Annotated in this window: 14 protein-coding genes; 4 read left to right on the forward strand and 10 right to left on the reverse strand. The window is 48.0% G+C overall.

Annotated elements, in window-relative coordinates; translation table 11 throughout:
- Window positions 1–112: 112 nt before the first annotated feature.
- The 5 genes from F0P94_RS19905 to F0P94_RS10845 form a co-directional block, all read right to left on the reverse strand.
- Entirely contained in the window at window positions 113–493 is a 381-nt protein-coding gene (locus tag F0P94_RS19905) for a glycosyltransferase (RefSeq protein ID WP_225307193.1), read from the reverse strand.
- A gap of 9 nt (window positions 494–502) precedes the next feature.
- Complete coding sequence (locus F0P94_RS10830; protein ID WP_225307191.1) at window positions 503–1,357, reverse strand: hypothetical protein; 855 nt, start codon at window positions 1,355–1,357, stop codon at window positions 503–505.
- 223 nt (window positions 1,358–1,580) lie between these two features.
- Window positions 1,581–2,108, reverse strand: coding sequence for a GNAT family N-acetyltransferase (locus tag F0P94_RS10835; protein ID WP_150903900.1), 528 nt, complete (start codon window positions 2,106–2,108; stop codon window positions 1,581–1,583).
- Between the two features lie 177 nt (window positions 2,109–2,285).
- Window positions 2,286–3,059 carry a diaminopimelate epimerase gene (dapF, locus tag F0P94_RS10840; RefSeq protein ID WP_191907014.1) on the reverse strand — a complete coding sequence of 258 codons (774 nt, stop codon included), beginning with the start codon at window positions 3,057–3,059 and terminating at the stop codon, window positions 2,286–2,288.
- A gap of 55 nt (window positions 3,060–3,114) precedes the next feature.
- Window positions 3,115–3,543 (reverse strand): hypothetical protein, encoded by a 429-nt coding sequence (locus F0P94_RS10845; RefSeq protein WP_150903901.1) that lies wholly within the window; start codon window positions 3,541–3,543, stop codon window positions 3,115–3,117.
- A gap of 133 nt (window positions 3,544–3,676) precedes the next feature.
- Here F0P94_RS10845 and F0P94_RS10850 point away from each other — a divergent pair, with 133 nt between their 5' ends.
- Complete coding sequence (locus F0P94_RS10850) at window positions 3,677–4,573, forward strand: class I SAM-dependent methyltransferase (RefSeq protein WP_150903902.1); 897 nt, start codon at window positions 3,677–3,679, stop codon at window positions 4,571–4,573.
- An 11-nt stretch (window positions 4,574–4,584) separates the two neighbouring features.
- Window positions 4,585–5,532, forward strand: a complete 948-nt coding sequence (locus F0P94_RS10855; protein WP_150903903.1) for a Ppx/GppA phosphatase family protein — start codon at window positions 4,585–4,587, stop codon at window positions 5,530–5,532.
- A 528-nt stretch (window positions 5,533–6,060) separates the two neighbouring features.
- Here the strand turns inward: F0P94_RS10855 and F0P94_RS10860 are convergent.
- A complete protein-coding gene (locus tag F0P94_RS10860; protein WP_150903904.1) occupies window positions 6,061–7,683 on the reverse strand; it encodes a DUF4139 domain-containing protein in 1,623 nt (540 codons plus the stop codon).
- Window positions 7,684–7,780: 97 nt separating this feature from the next.
- On the opposite strand from F0P94_RS10860, the gene F0P94_RS10865 reads away from it, so the two are divergent.
- Window positions 7,781–8,839: an Ldh family oxidoreductase gene (locus F0P94_RS10865; RefSeq protein WP_150903905.1), complete on the forward strand. Its 1,059-nt coding sequence runs from the start codon at window positions 7,781–7,783 to the stop codon at window positions 8,837–8,839.
- 554 nt (window positions 8,840–9,393) lie between these two features.
- On the opposite strand, the gene F0P94_RS10870 is transcribed toward F0P94_RS10865, so the two are convergent.
- Both F0P94_RS10870 and F0P94_RS10875 read right to left on the reverse strand, forming a co-directional pair.
- On the reverse strand, window positions 9,394–11,607 hold the full coding sequence (locus F0P94_RS10870; RefSeq protein ID WP_150903906.1) for a PKD domain-containing protein: 2,214 nt from the start codon (window positions 11,605–11,607) through the stop codon (window positions 9,394–9,396).
- Window positions 11,608–11,778: 171 nt separating this feature from the next.
- Entirely contained in the window at window positions 11,779–12,480 is a 702-nt protein-coding gene (locus tag F0P94_RS10875) for a murein L,D-transpeptidase catalytic domain family protein (RefSeq protein ID WP_191907015.1), read from the reverse strand.
- A 362-nt stretch (window positions 12,481–12,842) separates the two neighbouring features.
- On the opposite strand from F0P94_RS10875, the gene hscA reads away from it, so the two are divergent.
- Complete coding sequence (gene hscA, locus F0P94_RS10880) at window positions 12,843–14,705, forward strand: Fe-S protein assembly chaperone HscA (protein ID WP_150903908.1); 1,863 nt, start codon at window positions 12,843–12,845, stop codon at window positions 14,703–14,705.
- A 290-nt stretch (window positions 14,706–14,995) separates the two neighbouring features.
- On the opposite strand, the gene F0P94_RS10885 is transcribed toward hscA, so the two are convergent.
- Both F0P94_RS10885 and F0P94_RS10890 read right to left on the reverse strand, forming a co-directional pair.
- Entirely contained in the window at window positions 14,996–15,550 is a 555-nt protein-coding gene (locus tag F0P94_RS10885; RefSeq protein WP_150903909.1) for a hypothetical protein, read from the reverse strand.
- Window positions 15,551–15,575: 25 nt separating this feature from the next.
- Window positions 15,576–15,878, reverse strand: coding sequence for an FtsB family cell division protein (locus F0P94_RS10890; RefSeq protein ID WP_150903910.1), 303 nt, complete (start codon window positions 15,876–15,878; stop codon window positions 15,576–15,578).
- Window positions 15,879–16,045: the final 167 nt, after the last annotated feature.

Raw genomic sequence — 16,045 nt, forward strand, 5'->3', positions numbered from 1 at the left:
TATCAGAAACCTGCAATTCCGGCTTCTTTTTATCAGGAATTTATGCTAAATTTTTTCCGTATTCACTCCAAGACCGGCTGAAGCAGGTTAGGTCATATCAGACAAAAGCAGCTTACATTTCTTTTTCGGACCAGGCGATCCGCATTAAAGTAACCATGTTGTACCAGGTTTTATCCCAGGAAATGTTGCTTAAAAAGGCGTCGGTTTTTTGTTGCCATTCCCTATCGTTTTTCTGAAGAAAAGCCTTTTCAATAGCCGCTTCAAATTCCCCGGCGTTGCCGGCGATCTGCACCAACCCATTTTCGCCGTAAGGCTTTACCACATCCCGGATCGGGGTGGAAACTACGGGTTTGCCGGCAGCTAAGTATTCGGGCGTTTTGGCGGGGTTGTTGAACCGGGTAAATTCATTTTCCACGATCGGCAAAAGGGCAACCTCCCAACCGGCCAGATACGCGGGAAGCTCTTCGTATTTCCGGCTGCCCAGGTAATGAATGTTCTGCCTTTACGGCAAGGTTTCCGGCGCGCGGTTTACTACCGGGCCGATAATTACGAATTGCCAGTCTGGCCGGGCAGTTGCTAATTCTCCCAGCAATTCCGCATCGAAGCGTTCGTCGATCACGCCAAAAAAGCCCAGGCGCGGAAAGGGAATTTGCTGCTGATCTTCGGGCTCCGGCAGGTATTCCCGGGCGGCTGCAAAATGGCTGAAATCGATGCTGCTCGGGAAAGCGTAAACTTCCGGGTGAATGCTTTTTTTGGCTTCGTACAAACTCCGGCCACCGGTAAAAATAACGTCGGCTTTTTTGAACAATTCAATCTCCAGTTCCCGCAAGCGCGGCGCGGGATAAGAAGCAGCCGGCTCATCCATGCAATCGTAGATGGTGAGTTCGGGTTTTAAATGGCGGGTTATTTCCAAGGCCACGGGTGTATAATACCAGAGCATAAACCGGGTAACCCCCTGCTCCGCTAAAAAGGAATCCAAAAGTTCCTGCTGAATGGTGGCGGCCTGTTCGGGCGATAAATGAACGGGTAAATGCGCCACCAGCACCGTGATGTTTTCGCCGCGGGTAGTCAGGTTGAAGTGGGGTTTGGCATTAGCGTAGAAAACCGGTTCTTCGATGTAAAAAATGCGCGCGTGCCGGGCAAAACGGGTGAGCAAATGCTGAGGCCGCCGGTACACCAGATCCCACCGCAAATGCGAGAGGCAGATCAGGTCCGGCAGGTTATTCAGAAATTCGTTTAAACTGGCCGGCTTTTTCGGAAGCGGTGCTTCGGTAAGGCTGGCCGGGTTTTTCCAGACAGTAAGATCGAATGGCAAAGCCGCTGGCCCTTCCATGAATTCGTGTTCATTTATTTTCATACGGAAGCGTTTAGGAGTGAACAGAAAATTTAGATTTTAGAAAGCCTGTAAATAAAGAAAACAAGAATGACTCCGGATAGAATTGAAATACGGCTGTTAAGGGGAAAGGCTGCAAACCATCCGCACCCATTTGCCAACCTCCTTTTTAAAGAAGTAAAGCAGGGTTGCCGGGAAGCAAATAAGGAATTCGTTTATCGTTCACACTCGGACACGTTGGCCAACTTCAGGATTGTTCCGAGAAAAGATACTGAAACTCAACTACATCTTTCCAGCCTTCTGCTGTGCGGAGCCAGTCTTTCCTGAGGCCGCATTCCACAAAACCGGACTTGCGAAAAAGCTGCAGACTGGCAACGTTATCGGCCGGAATGGAGGAGTATAACTGGTGCAGGTTCAGGTACTGGCGGCCGTAGGCTTTGAGCAGGTTCAGGGCTTCTGAAGCATACTGTTTTTGCCGGAAGTCCGGCAGCACGCTAATGCCCACCCCGGCCCGTAAATGCAGGGGCTCGAAATCATACAGGTCGATGGTTCCGGCCGCGCCGTGCCCTTTTGCATCGATCACCAACCGGAGCTGGCGCGTTTCATAAATATCGGCAGCCGCGTTATCGAGGTACTTTTGCAGTACGAATTTAGAATAGGGGGAAGTGGTATTGCTTACTTCCCAAACCGAAACATCGTTCTCCAGTTCGTACAGCAACTCCAGATCGGTTGGTTCAAGCGCCCGCAAGCTTATTTTATCTGATGCCAGGAACATGGAAATTGTTTAATTGTTAATTGCTGATTGTTAATTGTTTGAATAGTGAAAGAGGGCTAGTTTTCAGTAAAACCTCACAGGTTTCGGAAACCTGTGAGGTTTGGAGGTTATCCGAAGTCAGATTCTTTATAAGACACGGGCATTTCCTCATTTTCAAATTTCCAAATCTTCAAATTGTCAAATCTCCACCTCGCCTTTAAAAACCTGTTCGGCGGGGCCGGTTAGGTAGATATCGGTAAAATGTTCGCTTTGCTTTTTAAACGACACTTCCAATTTGCCGCCGGGCGTTTCGATAGTTACCGGACTTTGAACGCCGCGCAAAGAGGCCGCTATAGCGGTAGCCGTTACGCCGGTGCCACAGGAATAGGTTTCGTCTTCTACGCCGCGTTCGTAGGTGCGAATATAAAGGCTTTTATCGGGGCGTTCTTCGGCGAAATTTACGTTCGTACCTTCCTGTTTGAACCGTTCGTTGTAGCGGATGGTGCGGCCTTTTTCATAGACGTTTTCTTCAGCTACATTCTGGCCAAACGTTACGTAATGCGGCGAGCCGGTATTCAGGTAATAGAAATCTGTTCCGCATTCAATGCTGGTGACTTCGTTCATTTTCAGGGAAACTAAACCGTTTTCTACCGTTGCTTCATGGTCGCCGTCGGCTGCTAAGAAGTGTGTTTTATTCTGAATTACGCCTAAGAACCTGGCGAATGCTACCGTACAACGGCCGCCGTTTCCGCACATGGAGCCCGGCCGGCCGTCGGCGTTGTAGTACACCATTTCGAAATCGTAACCGTCTTTGTTCCGGAGCAGGATCAGGCCGTCGGCGCCAATACCGAACCGACGGTCGCAAAGCCGTTTTACGAGGTCGTAATTCTGAGCCGGGAATTTTTCTTCACGATCGTCGATCATTACGAAGTCGTTGCCGGTACCCTGGTATTTGTGGAATTGTATGGTCATCTACTAGTGTGAAAAATGGTATTGAAATAGGTTAAGGGTAAGTTCAAAAGCTTTTCTAAATTTCTTCCGTACCGATAATAAACCTTATTTCTTTACAATTAACTCTTATTACTTGATCATTTTGAAAAAGGTAAAGTATATCATCTTTATTATGTGGCATACTTTGACCAATTATACTGTCATTCGTAATGCGGTCCGAGGAGGGAAAAAAGGTAATATCACTTAAACAGGTATCTTCCGATGTCTGTGAAAGCGGATTTCTGGGAGTGATATTTAAATAATTAACCTCAAAATGAATTAGAGCAAACTGTGGCAATTCATCTGAATTAACCCAATCACCAGCAGACTTAATCCACTTCAAAATTAACGTCTGAGTTTCTACTTTATATTCAAAACCAAGAAAATTAAAATTATTGTGAACATCGATGTGCCTGCCTTCGAAACTTATAGCATAGTTATCTACTAATTGAAAATTTACTTTCATTCTAATTAAATGACTTGCCTCTTGTCACAATCGCAAGTTCCGCAATTTTCAACCAAATAACGAACAACAAGCAACCAACAACGAAATTACTACCTTTGCGCAACGTTTTGCAGAAAATTTACGACCTACTTATATGTATTCTTTCCTCACTGTCTCGAACTGGCCCGATTACGAACTGATCGATTCCGGCAATTTTGAAAAGCTGGAGCGCTTCGGCGATTTTGTACTGGCCCGGCCCGAACCGCAGGCCATCTGGGATAAAAGCCTTTCGGAGAACGAATGGAAAAACCTGGCTCAGGCTATTTTTAAGCGCGAAAAAGGCAGCACCGAACGCGGACAGTGGATGCTGAAAAAGGAAATGGCCGAGCAATGGTTCATCAACTATAAATACCAGGATCTGAAACTGAAGTTCCGGTTGGGGCTTTCGAGCTTTAAGCACGTGGGTTTGTTCCCGGAGCAGGACCCGAACTGGAAATTTATTTACGACCAGTGCAAAACAATTCAGAACCCGAAGGTGTTGAATTTGTTTGCCTATACGGGAGGAGCCAGTTTAGCAGCCCGTGGCGCCGGCGCTCAGGTTACGCACGTAGATTCGGTGAAGCAGGTAAATTTCTGGGCGCGCGAAAACATGGAAGCCAGTGGCCTGAAGGATATTCGGTGGATCGTGGAAGATGCCATGACCTTTGTGCGGCGCGAGGTTAAGCGGGGAAATAAATACCACGGCATCATTCTGGACCCTCCGGCTTACGGGCGCGGACCGAACGGCGAAAAGTGGCAGCTGGAAGACGAACTGAACGAAATGCTGAAACTCTGTGCCGAACTGCTCGACCCAAAACAGAATTTTCTCGTAATAAACTTATACTCCCTGGGTTTTTCGGCTTTAATTCTGGAAAACCTGATGAACCAGACCTTTAATTTCCCGAAAAAGCAGCAGGAGTTCGGCGAAATTTACCTGCAAGACCGAAATTTACGTAAGCTGCCGTTAGGCACTTTTTTCCGCTTTAGCACTACCATTCCGGCCAAACTTTAAACGCTCACTCTATGAATAAACGACGCATTGCTCTCATCGACCTGGGTACGAACACGTTTCATTTGCTTATCACGGAAATCGACTACTTCGGACGGAGCAATGTGTTGCTTAGATTAAAGTTACCGGTAAAACTGGGCCGCGGCGGCATTAGTACCGGCCGCATTGCCCCGGACGCTTACGAGCGGGCCATGGTAACTTTACAGACGTTCAAAGAAAAGATTGCCGAATACCGCGTGACCGACGTGAAAGCCCTGGCCACCAGCGCCATGCGCAACGCGGCCAACGGTCCGGAACTGGCCGAAGACATCCGCACCAAGATCGGTTTCGATATTGAAATTATTACCGGCGACCGCGAAGCCGAATTGATCTATTACGGCGTGCGTAGCGCCATGGACCTGGGCTATGAAAAGAACTTGATCATTGATATTGGCGGCGGCAGTGTGGAATTCATCATTTGTAACCGCGACACCGTGTTCTGGAAGCGTAGCTTCGAGATCGGGGCCCAGCGCCTGCTCGACCATTTCTTCAAACACGACCCGATTCCTGAAAACGAGATTGCCGCCGAACGCGAATTCCTCCTGCATAAACTCGCGCCGCTAGCCGAAGCCGTGCAGGAATTTCAGCCTAAAACCTTAGTCGGTTCTTCCGGCACTTTCGATACCCTTTGCGACATAGAAGCATGGAAGCATGGCATTAACCGTCTGGACAACCCGAGCTCCGAAGCTACGCTTCCACTGGAAGCTTTTTACCGCATGTACTACGAAATCCTTCCTATGAACCACGCCCAGCGTTTGGCTATTCCGGGAATGATCGAGATGCGGGCAGACATGATCGTAGTAGCGTTGATCCTGATCGATTTTGTGATCCGGGAATTCCAGATCGAACGGGTTAGGGTATCGGCTTACGCCCTGAAAGAAGGCATGCTGCAGCAATTGCTGGCGCAGAAGACGCCGGTGTAAGGTTGGTAGCATGTAGCAAGTATCAGGTAGCAGGATTTTCGGATTGGAAAATTACGATGCCACAAGTTAGGTGTAGCCGTAACTTGTGGCTTTTTTGTTTAGCCAGTTTGTAAAGGCGGAGGTATTGAAAACTATTCGATTCTCAACTCATTAAGGCTCCTCTAGCTTTCTGGAAAACCTATTTATTGCCGTCTGCTTTAGCTGACGGAAAGCAGGAAGGCTTTATTAGCAGGCTATAGCCAGACCATTCTTGTGCAGAAAAAGATTCAGGCTAAAGCCATAAGTGAAATTTCAGCCAGATTCCGTCAGCTAAAGCAGACGGCAATGAAGGCGGAACGCCAATACAACTACTAAATAGCTTTTCCTAGGCTAAAGTAATTTGCTCTTCGAGCAAGGCAAGTTACAAACTTGCCAAAAGGCCGGTCACAAGTTACGCTTCGCTAAACTTGCGACATGCATAAATTTTCTATCCAAAAACGATAGCGTTTCTCACCTAAAAATCCTGATACCTGATACTCACTACCAAAATCATAGCCCCGGCACCTGCTCGTTTTTCGGGTATTTTACCGAGAATTTCAGCGGTACTTTCTTCGTTTCGTTCGGGTTCAGTTTTAGCTGCCAGGTTACTTTCCCGGTATTCTTGTCCAGTTTTCCACCGCCATCGTCCAGCAATTCTACTTCTATCTGGCTGTTGTTGCTTACCGGGATCTGATCTTCCAGTGTTAATTCGATGGCCTGGTCGCGGGTGTTGCGTGCTGAAATAAGGAAACCGCGGGTTTCTTTGCGGTTGCCGCCCAGAAAGCTTTTGCTTTTAAATTCCTTTACTTTTTCGCGCGTGAGCACTACCCTTTTGTCGCGGCCAAGTGAAACCTGCAGGGTATCGCCGGTAACCTGAGGGTTCAGGAAAGTTTTGCCGGTAAAAGTGCCTTCCAGAAATACGTTGGCTTCGCCGGGTAAAATGTTCAGTTCGTCCCAGCCGGTAAGTTGTGCCGTCAGGAATGCTTCCGGGGCCAGTTTGGGTACGGCGGTGTAAATAAAGGTACTTGGCACTTCGTATTGCTGAATTTCTACCAATTGCATTTTTCCGTCCGCCGGTACCGAATACGGGATCTTCAGTTCGAAATTCACCGCCAAAGCGGACTCCGAAACCTGCACGTAATCGGCTGTGGTTTGCGCGGAGGCTAAAGCTACCTCTTCTTCTGCAACTACTGGGGCTGCTTTATCAGCTTGCATGGAGAGGGTTGTGGCATCTTTGCGGGAAAACAATTTCCGTTTCGGCATGGCATAAAAATCGAGGTACCAGGGTTGCAGTTGCGGTTTGGTGGCGCCGATACTCGGATTGGTGGTGGCCAGGGTAAGCTGCACGTTTTTCCAGTTCACGCCGGTATTCTGAAACACATTGGCTTTGTAAAAGAAGGTTACCGGATTTTTGGTATTGGTCGCGCGGAGATCGTAGGCCGGTTGCCAGCCGGCATTCAGCACCACGTAACTTATTTTGAATTGCGCTTGTGTAGGAATATCGGAAGAAACCGTTACCAGGATGCGGCCATTAGAGCGGTTGTCTTTATAATTGAAGTTGTTCACTAAGTTTGTAAAACGGGCTACGTGTTCGTTCAGGCGTTTCAGGCGGTTTTCGTTTTTCAGGATATTGGCCCGGATGGCAAACAAACGGTTCCGGAAAAAATCGGCAGCATCTTCCAGGTCTTCCACCACCACGCCTTTCTGCCCGCCAATACTCTGGTTCGACAACACCATGCCTTCTTCTTTTTTGTAAATGTCGATCTGGTCGTTCAGCGTCCGTACCTGGTTTTGATAATACGTCAGGGAATCTTCAGCCTGCCGGAGTTCCCGGGGTTTGGTATTCTGCCGCAGATAATCGTAATCGAAGCGCACGCTCAGCAAGGTAAAGTTTCCCTGTCCCTGTACCTGGATGCTGTTCTGGTCCAGGGCCGCCGGAATATTGGTAAGCGCGATTTCCGAGGTACCCATCGGCAGATTGGTTTTAGCTTCCGCCGAAACCTGAGCACGGTTCAGGAACACGGTAACGGCTTTCACTTCCGAACTCACTTCCTTTACCACTTGGGCGGCAGCCGGAAAGGCTATTAAAATCAGGAAAAAAAACAGGGAAAGATTACGGACCGAAAAATGCATAAGGCTTATTTTAAGACAGGCTGGTAAAGAAACAAAGCAGACACCAAAACTTCTATCGAATTATATGGTAATTTTACCGTTTTAACGCACTATATAGATGTTTTCATATAATCAGCTTTTCAATTTTACCGAAAGCGTGTTCCTGAGCATGGGCTGCCCGGAGGAAGATGCGCGTTTAGCTACCGAAGCACTTCTAGCGGCCGATTTGCGAGGGGTAGATTCGCACGGCATTGCCCGCCTGATCGGGTATGTACGCCTATGGGATGCCGGCCGGGTAAATCCGAAACCCGAAGTTAGGATCATCCACGAAACGCCCAGCACGGCTACCGTTGACGGGGACTCCGGCTTAGGTTTGGTGGTGGCGCCCAAAGCCATGGATATTGCCATTCAGAAAGCCCAGGTGGCGGGTTCCGGCTGGATCTCGGTAAAGAATTCGAACCACTTTGGGATTGCCGGTTACCACGCCATGCGCGCCCTGCCCCACGACATGGTGGGCTGGGCAATGACCAATGCCAGTCCGCTGGTAGCGCCGACCAACTCCCTGGACCGTTTACTGGGCACGAACCCGATTGCCATTGCTATTCCGGCCAGCGAAGAACCTGACTTTATTATGGATATGGCTACCACCACGGCGGCCAACGGCAAACTGGAAGTATTGCAGCGCAAGAAACAAAGAGCCCCGCTGGGTTGGGTGCAAACCAAAGAAGGCAAAGACTCTACCGATCCGGAAGAATTAAAAGCAGGTGGCGCCATGCTGCCTTTAGGCGGTGAATCGGCAAGCTACAAAGGGTACGCGCTGGGTTCGGTAGTCGATATTTTTTCGGCGGTACTTTCCGGGGCCAACTACGGCCCGTGGGTGCCGCCCTTCGTAAGCTTTCTGCCGTTGCCGGAAAACCCGGTAGGCGAAGGCATCGGCCATTTCTTAGGAGCGATGCGGGTAGATGGTTTCCGTCCGGCCGATGAATTCAAAGCCCACATGGACAATTGGATCCGGACTTTCCGCAATTCCAAAGCCAAGCCCGGCGAACAGGTACTGATTCCCGGCGATCCGGAACGCCTTACGTCCGAGCAGCGCATGAAAGAAGGCATTTATTTATTAGATCCGGTAATTAAGGACCTGGAAGAACTGGCGAAGAAATTCAGTTTGACGTTTTAGGTTTTTCTATTCAGATAATCTCGAAATATTTTGTTTTCCTGAGTAGGGAAAAATTTCAGATCGGTTTTTTTTAGGGTTGCGATGAAAGTAAAGGAACTTGCCGTTGTTGGTGAAAACACTATAGCCGTCAGGCTAAGCTAATTTATTGGGTCATCTCGAACACAAGTGAGCGCGAGGAAGCGCGAAACTTGCGAGCGGAGCTCTGAGGGAACTTTTGAAGCCGCATATTTTAAATTAAACGGTAAGACAAATCTTGCAACGCTCGCTTTGTCATAGAAGTATGTATAAGTTTCCTCGAGAGCTACGCTCGCAAATTTCGTGCTCCCGCACTTACTTGTACTCGGAATGACCGGCTTTTCTTCCTAGCCTGACGGCTATGGTGTTTTCACCAACAACCGTACTTCAGTTTTTTAACTTGTCATCATGAGCGACAGCGAAGGATGACGGCCTTTTTTAAAAGATAGCTACCGGAAAAACCATTGAAAAACTACCCCATAAAAAAATGCGCTGCCATTACCTGACAGCGCATTTTCCATTTTTCTGGAGCCTGATTCTTATTGAACGAGCAGTTTGGTATTATACACTTTCCCGCCCAAACTCATTTGCACCAGGTACATGCCGGCTTTGGCTGTTTTCAGTTTACCGGCTAATGAAATGGTATGCGAACCTGCTTTAAAAGTGTTTTCCTGCTGTTCGTAAATTGTATTTCCAACCACATCCATCACTTTTACGGCTACTTTCTCAGCAGTTTTTAATTCAAAAGCGATACCGGTTTCGGAAGTGAGCGGGTTCGGGAAAAGGCTGATCTTATGCTTTGCGGCCAGATTTTCCCCCACACCCAGCACCGTTCCCATGAAGAAATGATCAAAATAAAGGTTGCCGCCACTGTTGCTTACCGCTTCCACTTTGAACATAATGTGGGAAGGCAAATTGCCAAAAGGCAGGGCCTGGGAAAAAGGCACTGATTCCATTTGCCACTCGCCGGAAGCTGGAACATAATTACCCGGAACTATCGTGCCACCGTTGGTAACCAATTGATTTCCTCTTAACCTAATAAATGGAACGTCCCAGGTCTGGCCGCAATCGGCAGAGGCAGAAATCTGTAATTCTTCCAAGGGCTGGTTGTTCTTTTTGGCATAGGCATAATAGAAACCTAAATGGCTCGGAATACCACCCTGGAAAGTGAAGTTTGGCGTAATTAAGGTTGAGATCGTTCCGGCCGGAATATTGGCATTCTGCAGGCGAAGGCTATTTGTACCGCCACTATAACCCGAAGATGCGGTATTTACCTGGGTCCAGTTTCCGGCATTGGCCGCCAGCGAGCTGGTGCTTTTTTCCCAGGTTCGGTTGGGGGTAGCGCTTTCCGGGAAAGTAGGTTCCTCAAAATTTTCTACATAATAATGAGGGTAGCTTATATTCAACCGATTGCTGGTTGGCACTACGGTTATATGGTCGTTCATGGAAAGAGTCATTACTCCATCAGCGTTCGCAACCGAAAGCGTGACATCATATTTCCCTGGCGTATTATAAGTAACTACCGGGTTTTGCGCCGTGGAAGTAGCCGGCGTTCCGCCCTGAAAATTCCAGTACCAGCTTGTTCCTGCCGCTTCGTACGATTTGTCGGTGAAGGTAATGGAACCGCCCTCACAAATTCTTCGGTTGTCCACACAAAAATAAGGCATTGGTAGCATTGGCCTTACCGTTACACCTGGATCTATTCCGGTAGCAATGGCATTGGAAGCGGAAATTAAATTCTGAAGCTGAGGGTAAGTGTTTAAAGCAGCCTGCATCCGGGCTTTCTGCCCTTGGGTAAACATGTTCCTGCAATCCGGAGCAGATGGGTACAGGTAGTTTTCAACCTGGTCAGGCATATCAGAGGTAAAGCCGCTGCAACTTACATCGTTTTGACAAGTATTCTGATTAAGGTTACATGGCGAAGTTATTAATGCAGGATCATAAGGCGGGGTATCGAGTACCAGGTCGCCGGAGCAACTTCCATTGGTATTACTACATCCCCAATCATGCATTAAGTGAAAAGAATGGGCTATGTGGTGGGTTGCTTCACGACCGGAGTTCAGGGCAGTTGAGCCAGGTACTGCGCCTTGCTTACCCCACATGGAATGCATTAAAACGACGCCGTATGTATTCCAGGGGCCGACACCTGGAAACTGGGAATAACCGCTTTCATGTGCTCCGGGTACTACATTGGAATTTATACTTTCTACTAACCAGATATTTAAATATTTATCTGTGGGCCAAGCTGGTACTGCAATCTTCAGGTCGTCCCAATTATGCGATAAATTGGCAAGCGGTGAAGTAACGCGGTTAATACCTTCGGTTGCCGCTCCCCCTGGACCTATACGGGCCAGCACGAATTCAATTTCGGTATCTGCGGCGTAAGGCTTAAAAATGGCGCGTGTGTTGGCCGTATCCGGGTTCTGCCTTCTGAAATCCTGGTTCACAACTTCCAGCCCGTTCAGGATCTGGGCTTTGGAGATACCGTTACAGCCGCTTTCGGTAACCACGTGCACCACCACCGGAATTTTAAGTACCGGCCCGGCTTTTCTCCGATTTGCCTGCTGGCGGATGTATTGCTGGATCTGTTGTTCTATGGCCGCGCTACTGGCAGACGTGGCCGGGTGCTTTTGCGCTAAGGCCCGGTTATAGGCATCGGTGGTACAACCGTTAGCCGGTTGCGTCTGGGCTTCGGCCGCGTTGTTCAGAAAAAGACCTAAAAGGGATGCAGCGAGTAATGATCTTAATTTCATAGCAGGAATTTTAGGAGTAGCAGTACTTTATTCGCTAAATATAAAATTTACTTTTGTTATTCCCAACAAGTATCAGCATCAATATTTTATCCTTCCAACGCCAGGGAAACTCATAAAAAAAGTCCGCCTGAATTAACCGGGCGGACTTACTAATGTTTGCTGCAATAGAACTCAGATCACGTTCTCATTATTATAAAACACTTCCATAGCCGTTTGCTGGTTCAGGAAGCGGGAACTATAATCTTGCTTATCCGAATGAATGAACAAGGCCGTACGGTCCTGAATTTTTTCGATCACGTCTTTGTGTTCGCCCATCGGCAAGGCCGGGCAACCTTCGCTGCGGCCTAAATAGCCCTGCTGCCGGATAAAATCTTCGGTGGCATAATCAGCGCCGTGCATCACAATGTTCCGCAAACGGGCATTGGAGTTATGCGCTTCGTCTACCCCGTCCAGCTTCAGCGATAAGCCGTGCTTGCCGTAATAAACCGCTTCGGTTACGTAAAAACCCAGGCTGCTCATGTTCGAATCGTTTATATTGGAAAACTGTTTGGCAATGGTGCCGCCCGAATTCTTCCCGTGCGTTACGTAGGTATAATTCAGCACTTTGCGCTTTTTAAGATCAATCAGCCAGAAACGTTTTTGGGTAGAAGGCCGGTCGAAATCGACAATGGAGAGGTAAGGCTTCCCGGAGAGCAGGCCCGCATTTTTCAGGTTGAGGTACCCCATTATCGCTTCGTCGAAGGTTTTCAGGGAAAGCCCCTGTTTTTCCAGGCCCAGGTCTTCGTACATTTCCAGAATACTCATCTGGAAGTTCGAGTTTTTCAGCGCTTCAATTTTAGAGTGTACCGCGTTGAGGGCAGATTTGGCTTCCACTGTTTTAGAAGGGGCCGAGAGGCTGGCCAAAAATAAGGGCGCAAAAAAAGGCAGAATACGTTTTGCAAACCGCTTACCTGCCAACCCTTTCGTCGTATTATTTCCTTTCCGCATGTGCTTTATCTTTTAAAAGTAATATTCAGAACTAACTCCAACCCAGCCAAACTATCTTCCTCATTCGAATAACTCTATACGATTAAACACCGGCTGCGTTAAAAATGATAGGATCTTTTAAGTTAAACGCATTGGGGCACAAATTTATTCCCGGTATTCTCCACTTTTTTTCTTCCAACTTAAATCGGGCATTTATTCGTAATTTTGCCCCGGCTTGCAGAATTCCCTGCAACCCCTAAGTTTGAACTATGGCAAAAGTTGCAATAAACCTCTCTACGGGCAGCCTTCAGCAGGAAGACATGGTGGTGGGCATCGACCTGGGCACTACCAACAGCCTGGTAGCGTACATGCACCCGGAGCTGAAGAAAGCAGTAGCAATAAACGACCAGGAAATGGGCGAGATCGTGCCTTCCGTGGTGCACTTCGGTCCGCACGGCGAAACCGTAGTCGGCAACGAAGCCAAGCCTTACCTGCTTACCGACCCGGCCAATACTATTTATTCGGTAAAGCGTCTTTTAGGAAAATCGTACGGCGATCTGGATGCCCACCGGAATTTCTTTGGCTACAAGATCATCGACGACAATACCGAAGGCCTGGTAAAAGTGCGCATCGGCAATAACTTCTACTCCCCGATCGAGCTTTCGGCCGAGATCCTGAAAGAACTCCGCAAGCGCGCCGAACATGCTTTAAAAACCCCGGTGAACCGCGCCGTAATTACCGTGCCGGCCTATTTCAACGATTCGCAACGGCAGGCTACCCGCGATGCCGGCAAACTGGCCGGGCTGGAAGTGCTTCGCATCGTGAACGAACCAACGGCAGCAGCTTTGGCTTATGGCATCGGCTTGGATCCTTCGGAAGAAAAAACGATTGCCGTGTACGACTTAGGCGGCGGCACCTTCGATATTTCCATTCTTCAGATCAGCAACGGCATTTTCGAAGTGCTTTCCACCAACGGCGATACTTATCTGGGCGGCGATGACTTCGACCGGGCAATTATCGACCATTGGTTAACGGAAAACGGGTTGGTGCCGGAAGTGCTGCAGGAAAATAAATCGTTGAGCCAGGAGATCCGTTTACTGGCCGAAGAAGCCAAAAAGCAACTCACCACGCACGATACTTTTTCGGCCAAATCCGCTACCGGTTTAACCTGCGATCTGAATAAACAGCAATTCCAGAACCTGATCACGCCAATCGTAGAACGTACCATGGTTTCGTGCCGGCAGGCGCTGCAGGATGCGAACCTGACTGCCGATAAGATCGACTCGGTAATTATGGTGGGTGGTTCTACCCGTGTGCCGCTGGTGTACAAAACCGTATCGGATTTCTTCGGAAAACCGGCCAACAACTCCCTGAACCCGGACGAAGTAGTGTCTTTGGGCGCCGCCATTCAGGCCGACGTACTGGCCGGCAACCGCCAGGATGTGCTGCTACTGGATGTAACGCCTTTAACGCTCGGCATCGAAACGATGGGCGGCCTGATGGACAGCATTATTCCGCGCAACTCCAAGATCCCGACCAAAGCCGGCCGCCAGTACACCACTTCGGTAGACGGTCAGGTAAACATGAAAATTGCCGTGTACCAGGGCGAACGCGATCTGGTAAAAGAAAACCGTAAGCTCGCCGAATTCAACCTGACGGGAATTCCTGCCATGCCGGCCGGTCTGCCCAAAGTTGACGTAAACTTCATCCTGAATGCCGACGGCATCTTAACCGTCGAAGCCATTGAATTGCGTTCCGGCGTGCACCAGCAGGTAGAAGTAAAACCGCAATACGGCCTCACCGACGACCAGGTAGAAAAAATGCTGATGGATTCCATTACCCACGCCAAAGAAGACGTTTCCGCCCGCATGGTAATTGAAGCCCGCACCACCGCCGACCAGATGCTTTACCAGGTAGAGAATTTCCTGAAGAAAAATAAAGAGCATTTAACCCCGGAAGAAATTTCCATTACCGAAGGAAACCTAGCCAAGCTCCGCGCTGTACTCCCATCCGAAAGCAAAGACGAGATCCTGAAAGCCGTAGACGAACTGGAAGAACAAACCCGTCCTTTCGCCGAACGCGTGATGCAGATTTCGATTAAGAAAGCGATGGCAGGCAAGAAGATCGAATAGCAAACGATAGCGTTTCTACATTAAAAGTAAAAGCCACTTCTTCTGAGGTGGCTTTTTAGTTTTTAGCAGGAAAATAGTAGCGTTTTCAAGCTTATTGTTTTGCTGTTTGTAGTCTTCCGCAGGAGGACTACAAACTATAAATGAAAAGGAAGTCTTTGACTTCCCTACGCTACCATGAATTTTCTTCAGTAGATGCTTACTCGCGTGGAGTATCGCCGTTAGAGACGGCTTGTTTCATAAAGGCTTTGCAGTCCTCCTGCGTAAGACTACAAAGAGCAGGATTTATATTTTTAACCCGGCCAGAATTTTCCACCTTTTGAAAAATGCTTTGGCGCATTTAAATAGATGCTGAATTTTATTGGACTAAGGTAATCTGAATTCTTACCCGATAAAGAAATATTGTAGCCAAAAAGCAGACTAAGAAAAGAAGTAATACCTAAACCAAATTGCGGGGTTAAATATAAATCTTGATGCTTATTGACTTTAAAATAAGAGAAGTCTAATCTACCGCCATAAGCCATGGAATGGAATTCAGCAGAAAGCTTTGGCATAAAAAACACTTTCCCATTATAGCCAAGAATTTCGCCCCCAGTGGCTATTCCATAAGAAGGTATCTCGTAAGTCAAGCTATTGTGAATATCCAGGCCTCTTCCATACAACAGGCCTACCTCCAAGCCACTTGCACTTTGAGTAACATATCCGAGCTTCGGCGTAAACTCCCAAGGGCCTAAGAGCTCATCTTTAGTTTTCCCGCCTAATTCCTGAGAAAAACCTTTTATACAAATAGATAGGCAGGCGAAGAAAATCAGAATGCACTTTATAAAAAAGCTTACTCTTACCTCCAAAACAGTAGCATTCCCAACCAAAAAGCTACTTATCTTCCTTCTTCGGAACTACAATAAACACTTCCTCCGCAGGCCGCTTCATAAGGTATTTTTCCCGGGCGAACTTCTCAAGCAAGTCAGCATTGCTCATCAGTTCGTGGCGGTCCTTCTGCACTTCCGCAATTTTCGATAAGTAGTATTCCTTTTCCTCTTCCAGGTCGCTCAGCTTTTTGCTCATCTGGTACTGCCGGATGAAATCGTTCTCATCGAAAAAGAACATCCATACCAGAAACGCCGCCGTCACGAGAAAATAAAAGCTCCGGAAAATTCTTGGTATACGCTCCAGCATTGCTTTGCAAAAGTTAAGAGTTAAGAGTTATGAGTTTAAAGTTAGGAGTTTTAGAAACTAAAAGTCCAGCGTCTAATATCCAACATCTAAAGACTAAAAAGAAAGCCGCCCTCATTGCTGAAAGCGGCCTTAAAGTTACAAAGAAACTCGGTATAAAATTTTCTACC

It is taken from the genome of Adhaeribacter soli, assembly GCF_008727925.1.
GTDB classification, from domain to species: domain Bacteria; phylum Bacteroidota; class Bacteroidia; order Cytophagales; family Hymenobacteraceae; genus Adhaeribacter_A; species Adhaeribacter_A soli.

What these genes read in the sequence shown, in the direction of transcription:
- F0P94_RS10850 (WP_150903902.1), top strand. Translation starts at nt 3,677, where the DNA reads ATGTATTCTTTCCTCACTGTCTCGAACTGGCCCGATTACGAACTGATC.
- F0P94_RS10835 (WP_150903900.1), bottom strand. Translation starts at nt 2,108, where the DNA reads ATGTTCCTGGCATCAGATAAAATAAGCTTGCGGGCGCTTGAACCAACC.
- F0P94_RS10865 (WP_150903905.1), top strand. Translation starts at nt 7,781, where the DNA reads ATGTTTTCATATAATCAGCTTTTCAATTTTACCGAAAGCGTGTTCCTG.
- F0P94_RS10855 (WP_150903903.1), top strand. Translation starts at nt 4,585, where the DNA reads ATGAATAAACGACGCATTGCTCTCATCGACCTGGGTACGAACACGTTT.
- F0P94_RS10860 (WP_150903904.1), bottom strand. Translation starts at nt 7,683, where the DNA reads ATGCATTTTTCGGTCCGTAATCTTTCCCTGTTTTTTTTCCTGATTTTA.
- F0P94_RS10890 (WP_150903910.1), bottom strand. Translation starts at nt 15,878, where the DNA reads ATGCTGGAGCGTATACCAAGAATTTTCCGGAGCTTTTATTTTCTCGTG.
- F0P94_RS10845 (WP_150903901.1), bottom strand. Translation starts at nt 3,543, where the DNA reads ATGAAAGTAAATTTTCAATTAGTAGATAACTATGCTATAAGTTTCGAA.
- hscA (WP_150903908.1), top strand. Translation starts at nt 12,843, where the DNA reads ATGGCAAAAGTTGCAATAAACCTCTCTACGGGCAGCCTTCAGCAGGAA.
- F0P94_RS10830 (WP_225307191.1), bottom strand. Translation starts at nt 1,357, where the DNA reads ATGAAAATAAATGAACACGAATTCATGGAAGGGCCAGCGGCTTTGCCA.
- dapF (WP_191907014.1), bottom strand. Translation starts at nt 3,059, where the DNA reads ATGACCATACAATTCCACAAATACCAGGGTACCGGCAACGACTTCGTA.
- F0P94_RS10870 (WP_150903906.1), bottom strand. Translation starts at nt 11,607, where the DNA reads ATGAAATTAAGATCATTACTCGCTGCATCCCTTTTAGGTCTTTTTCTG.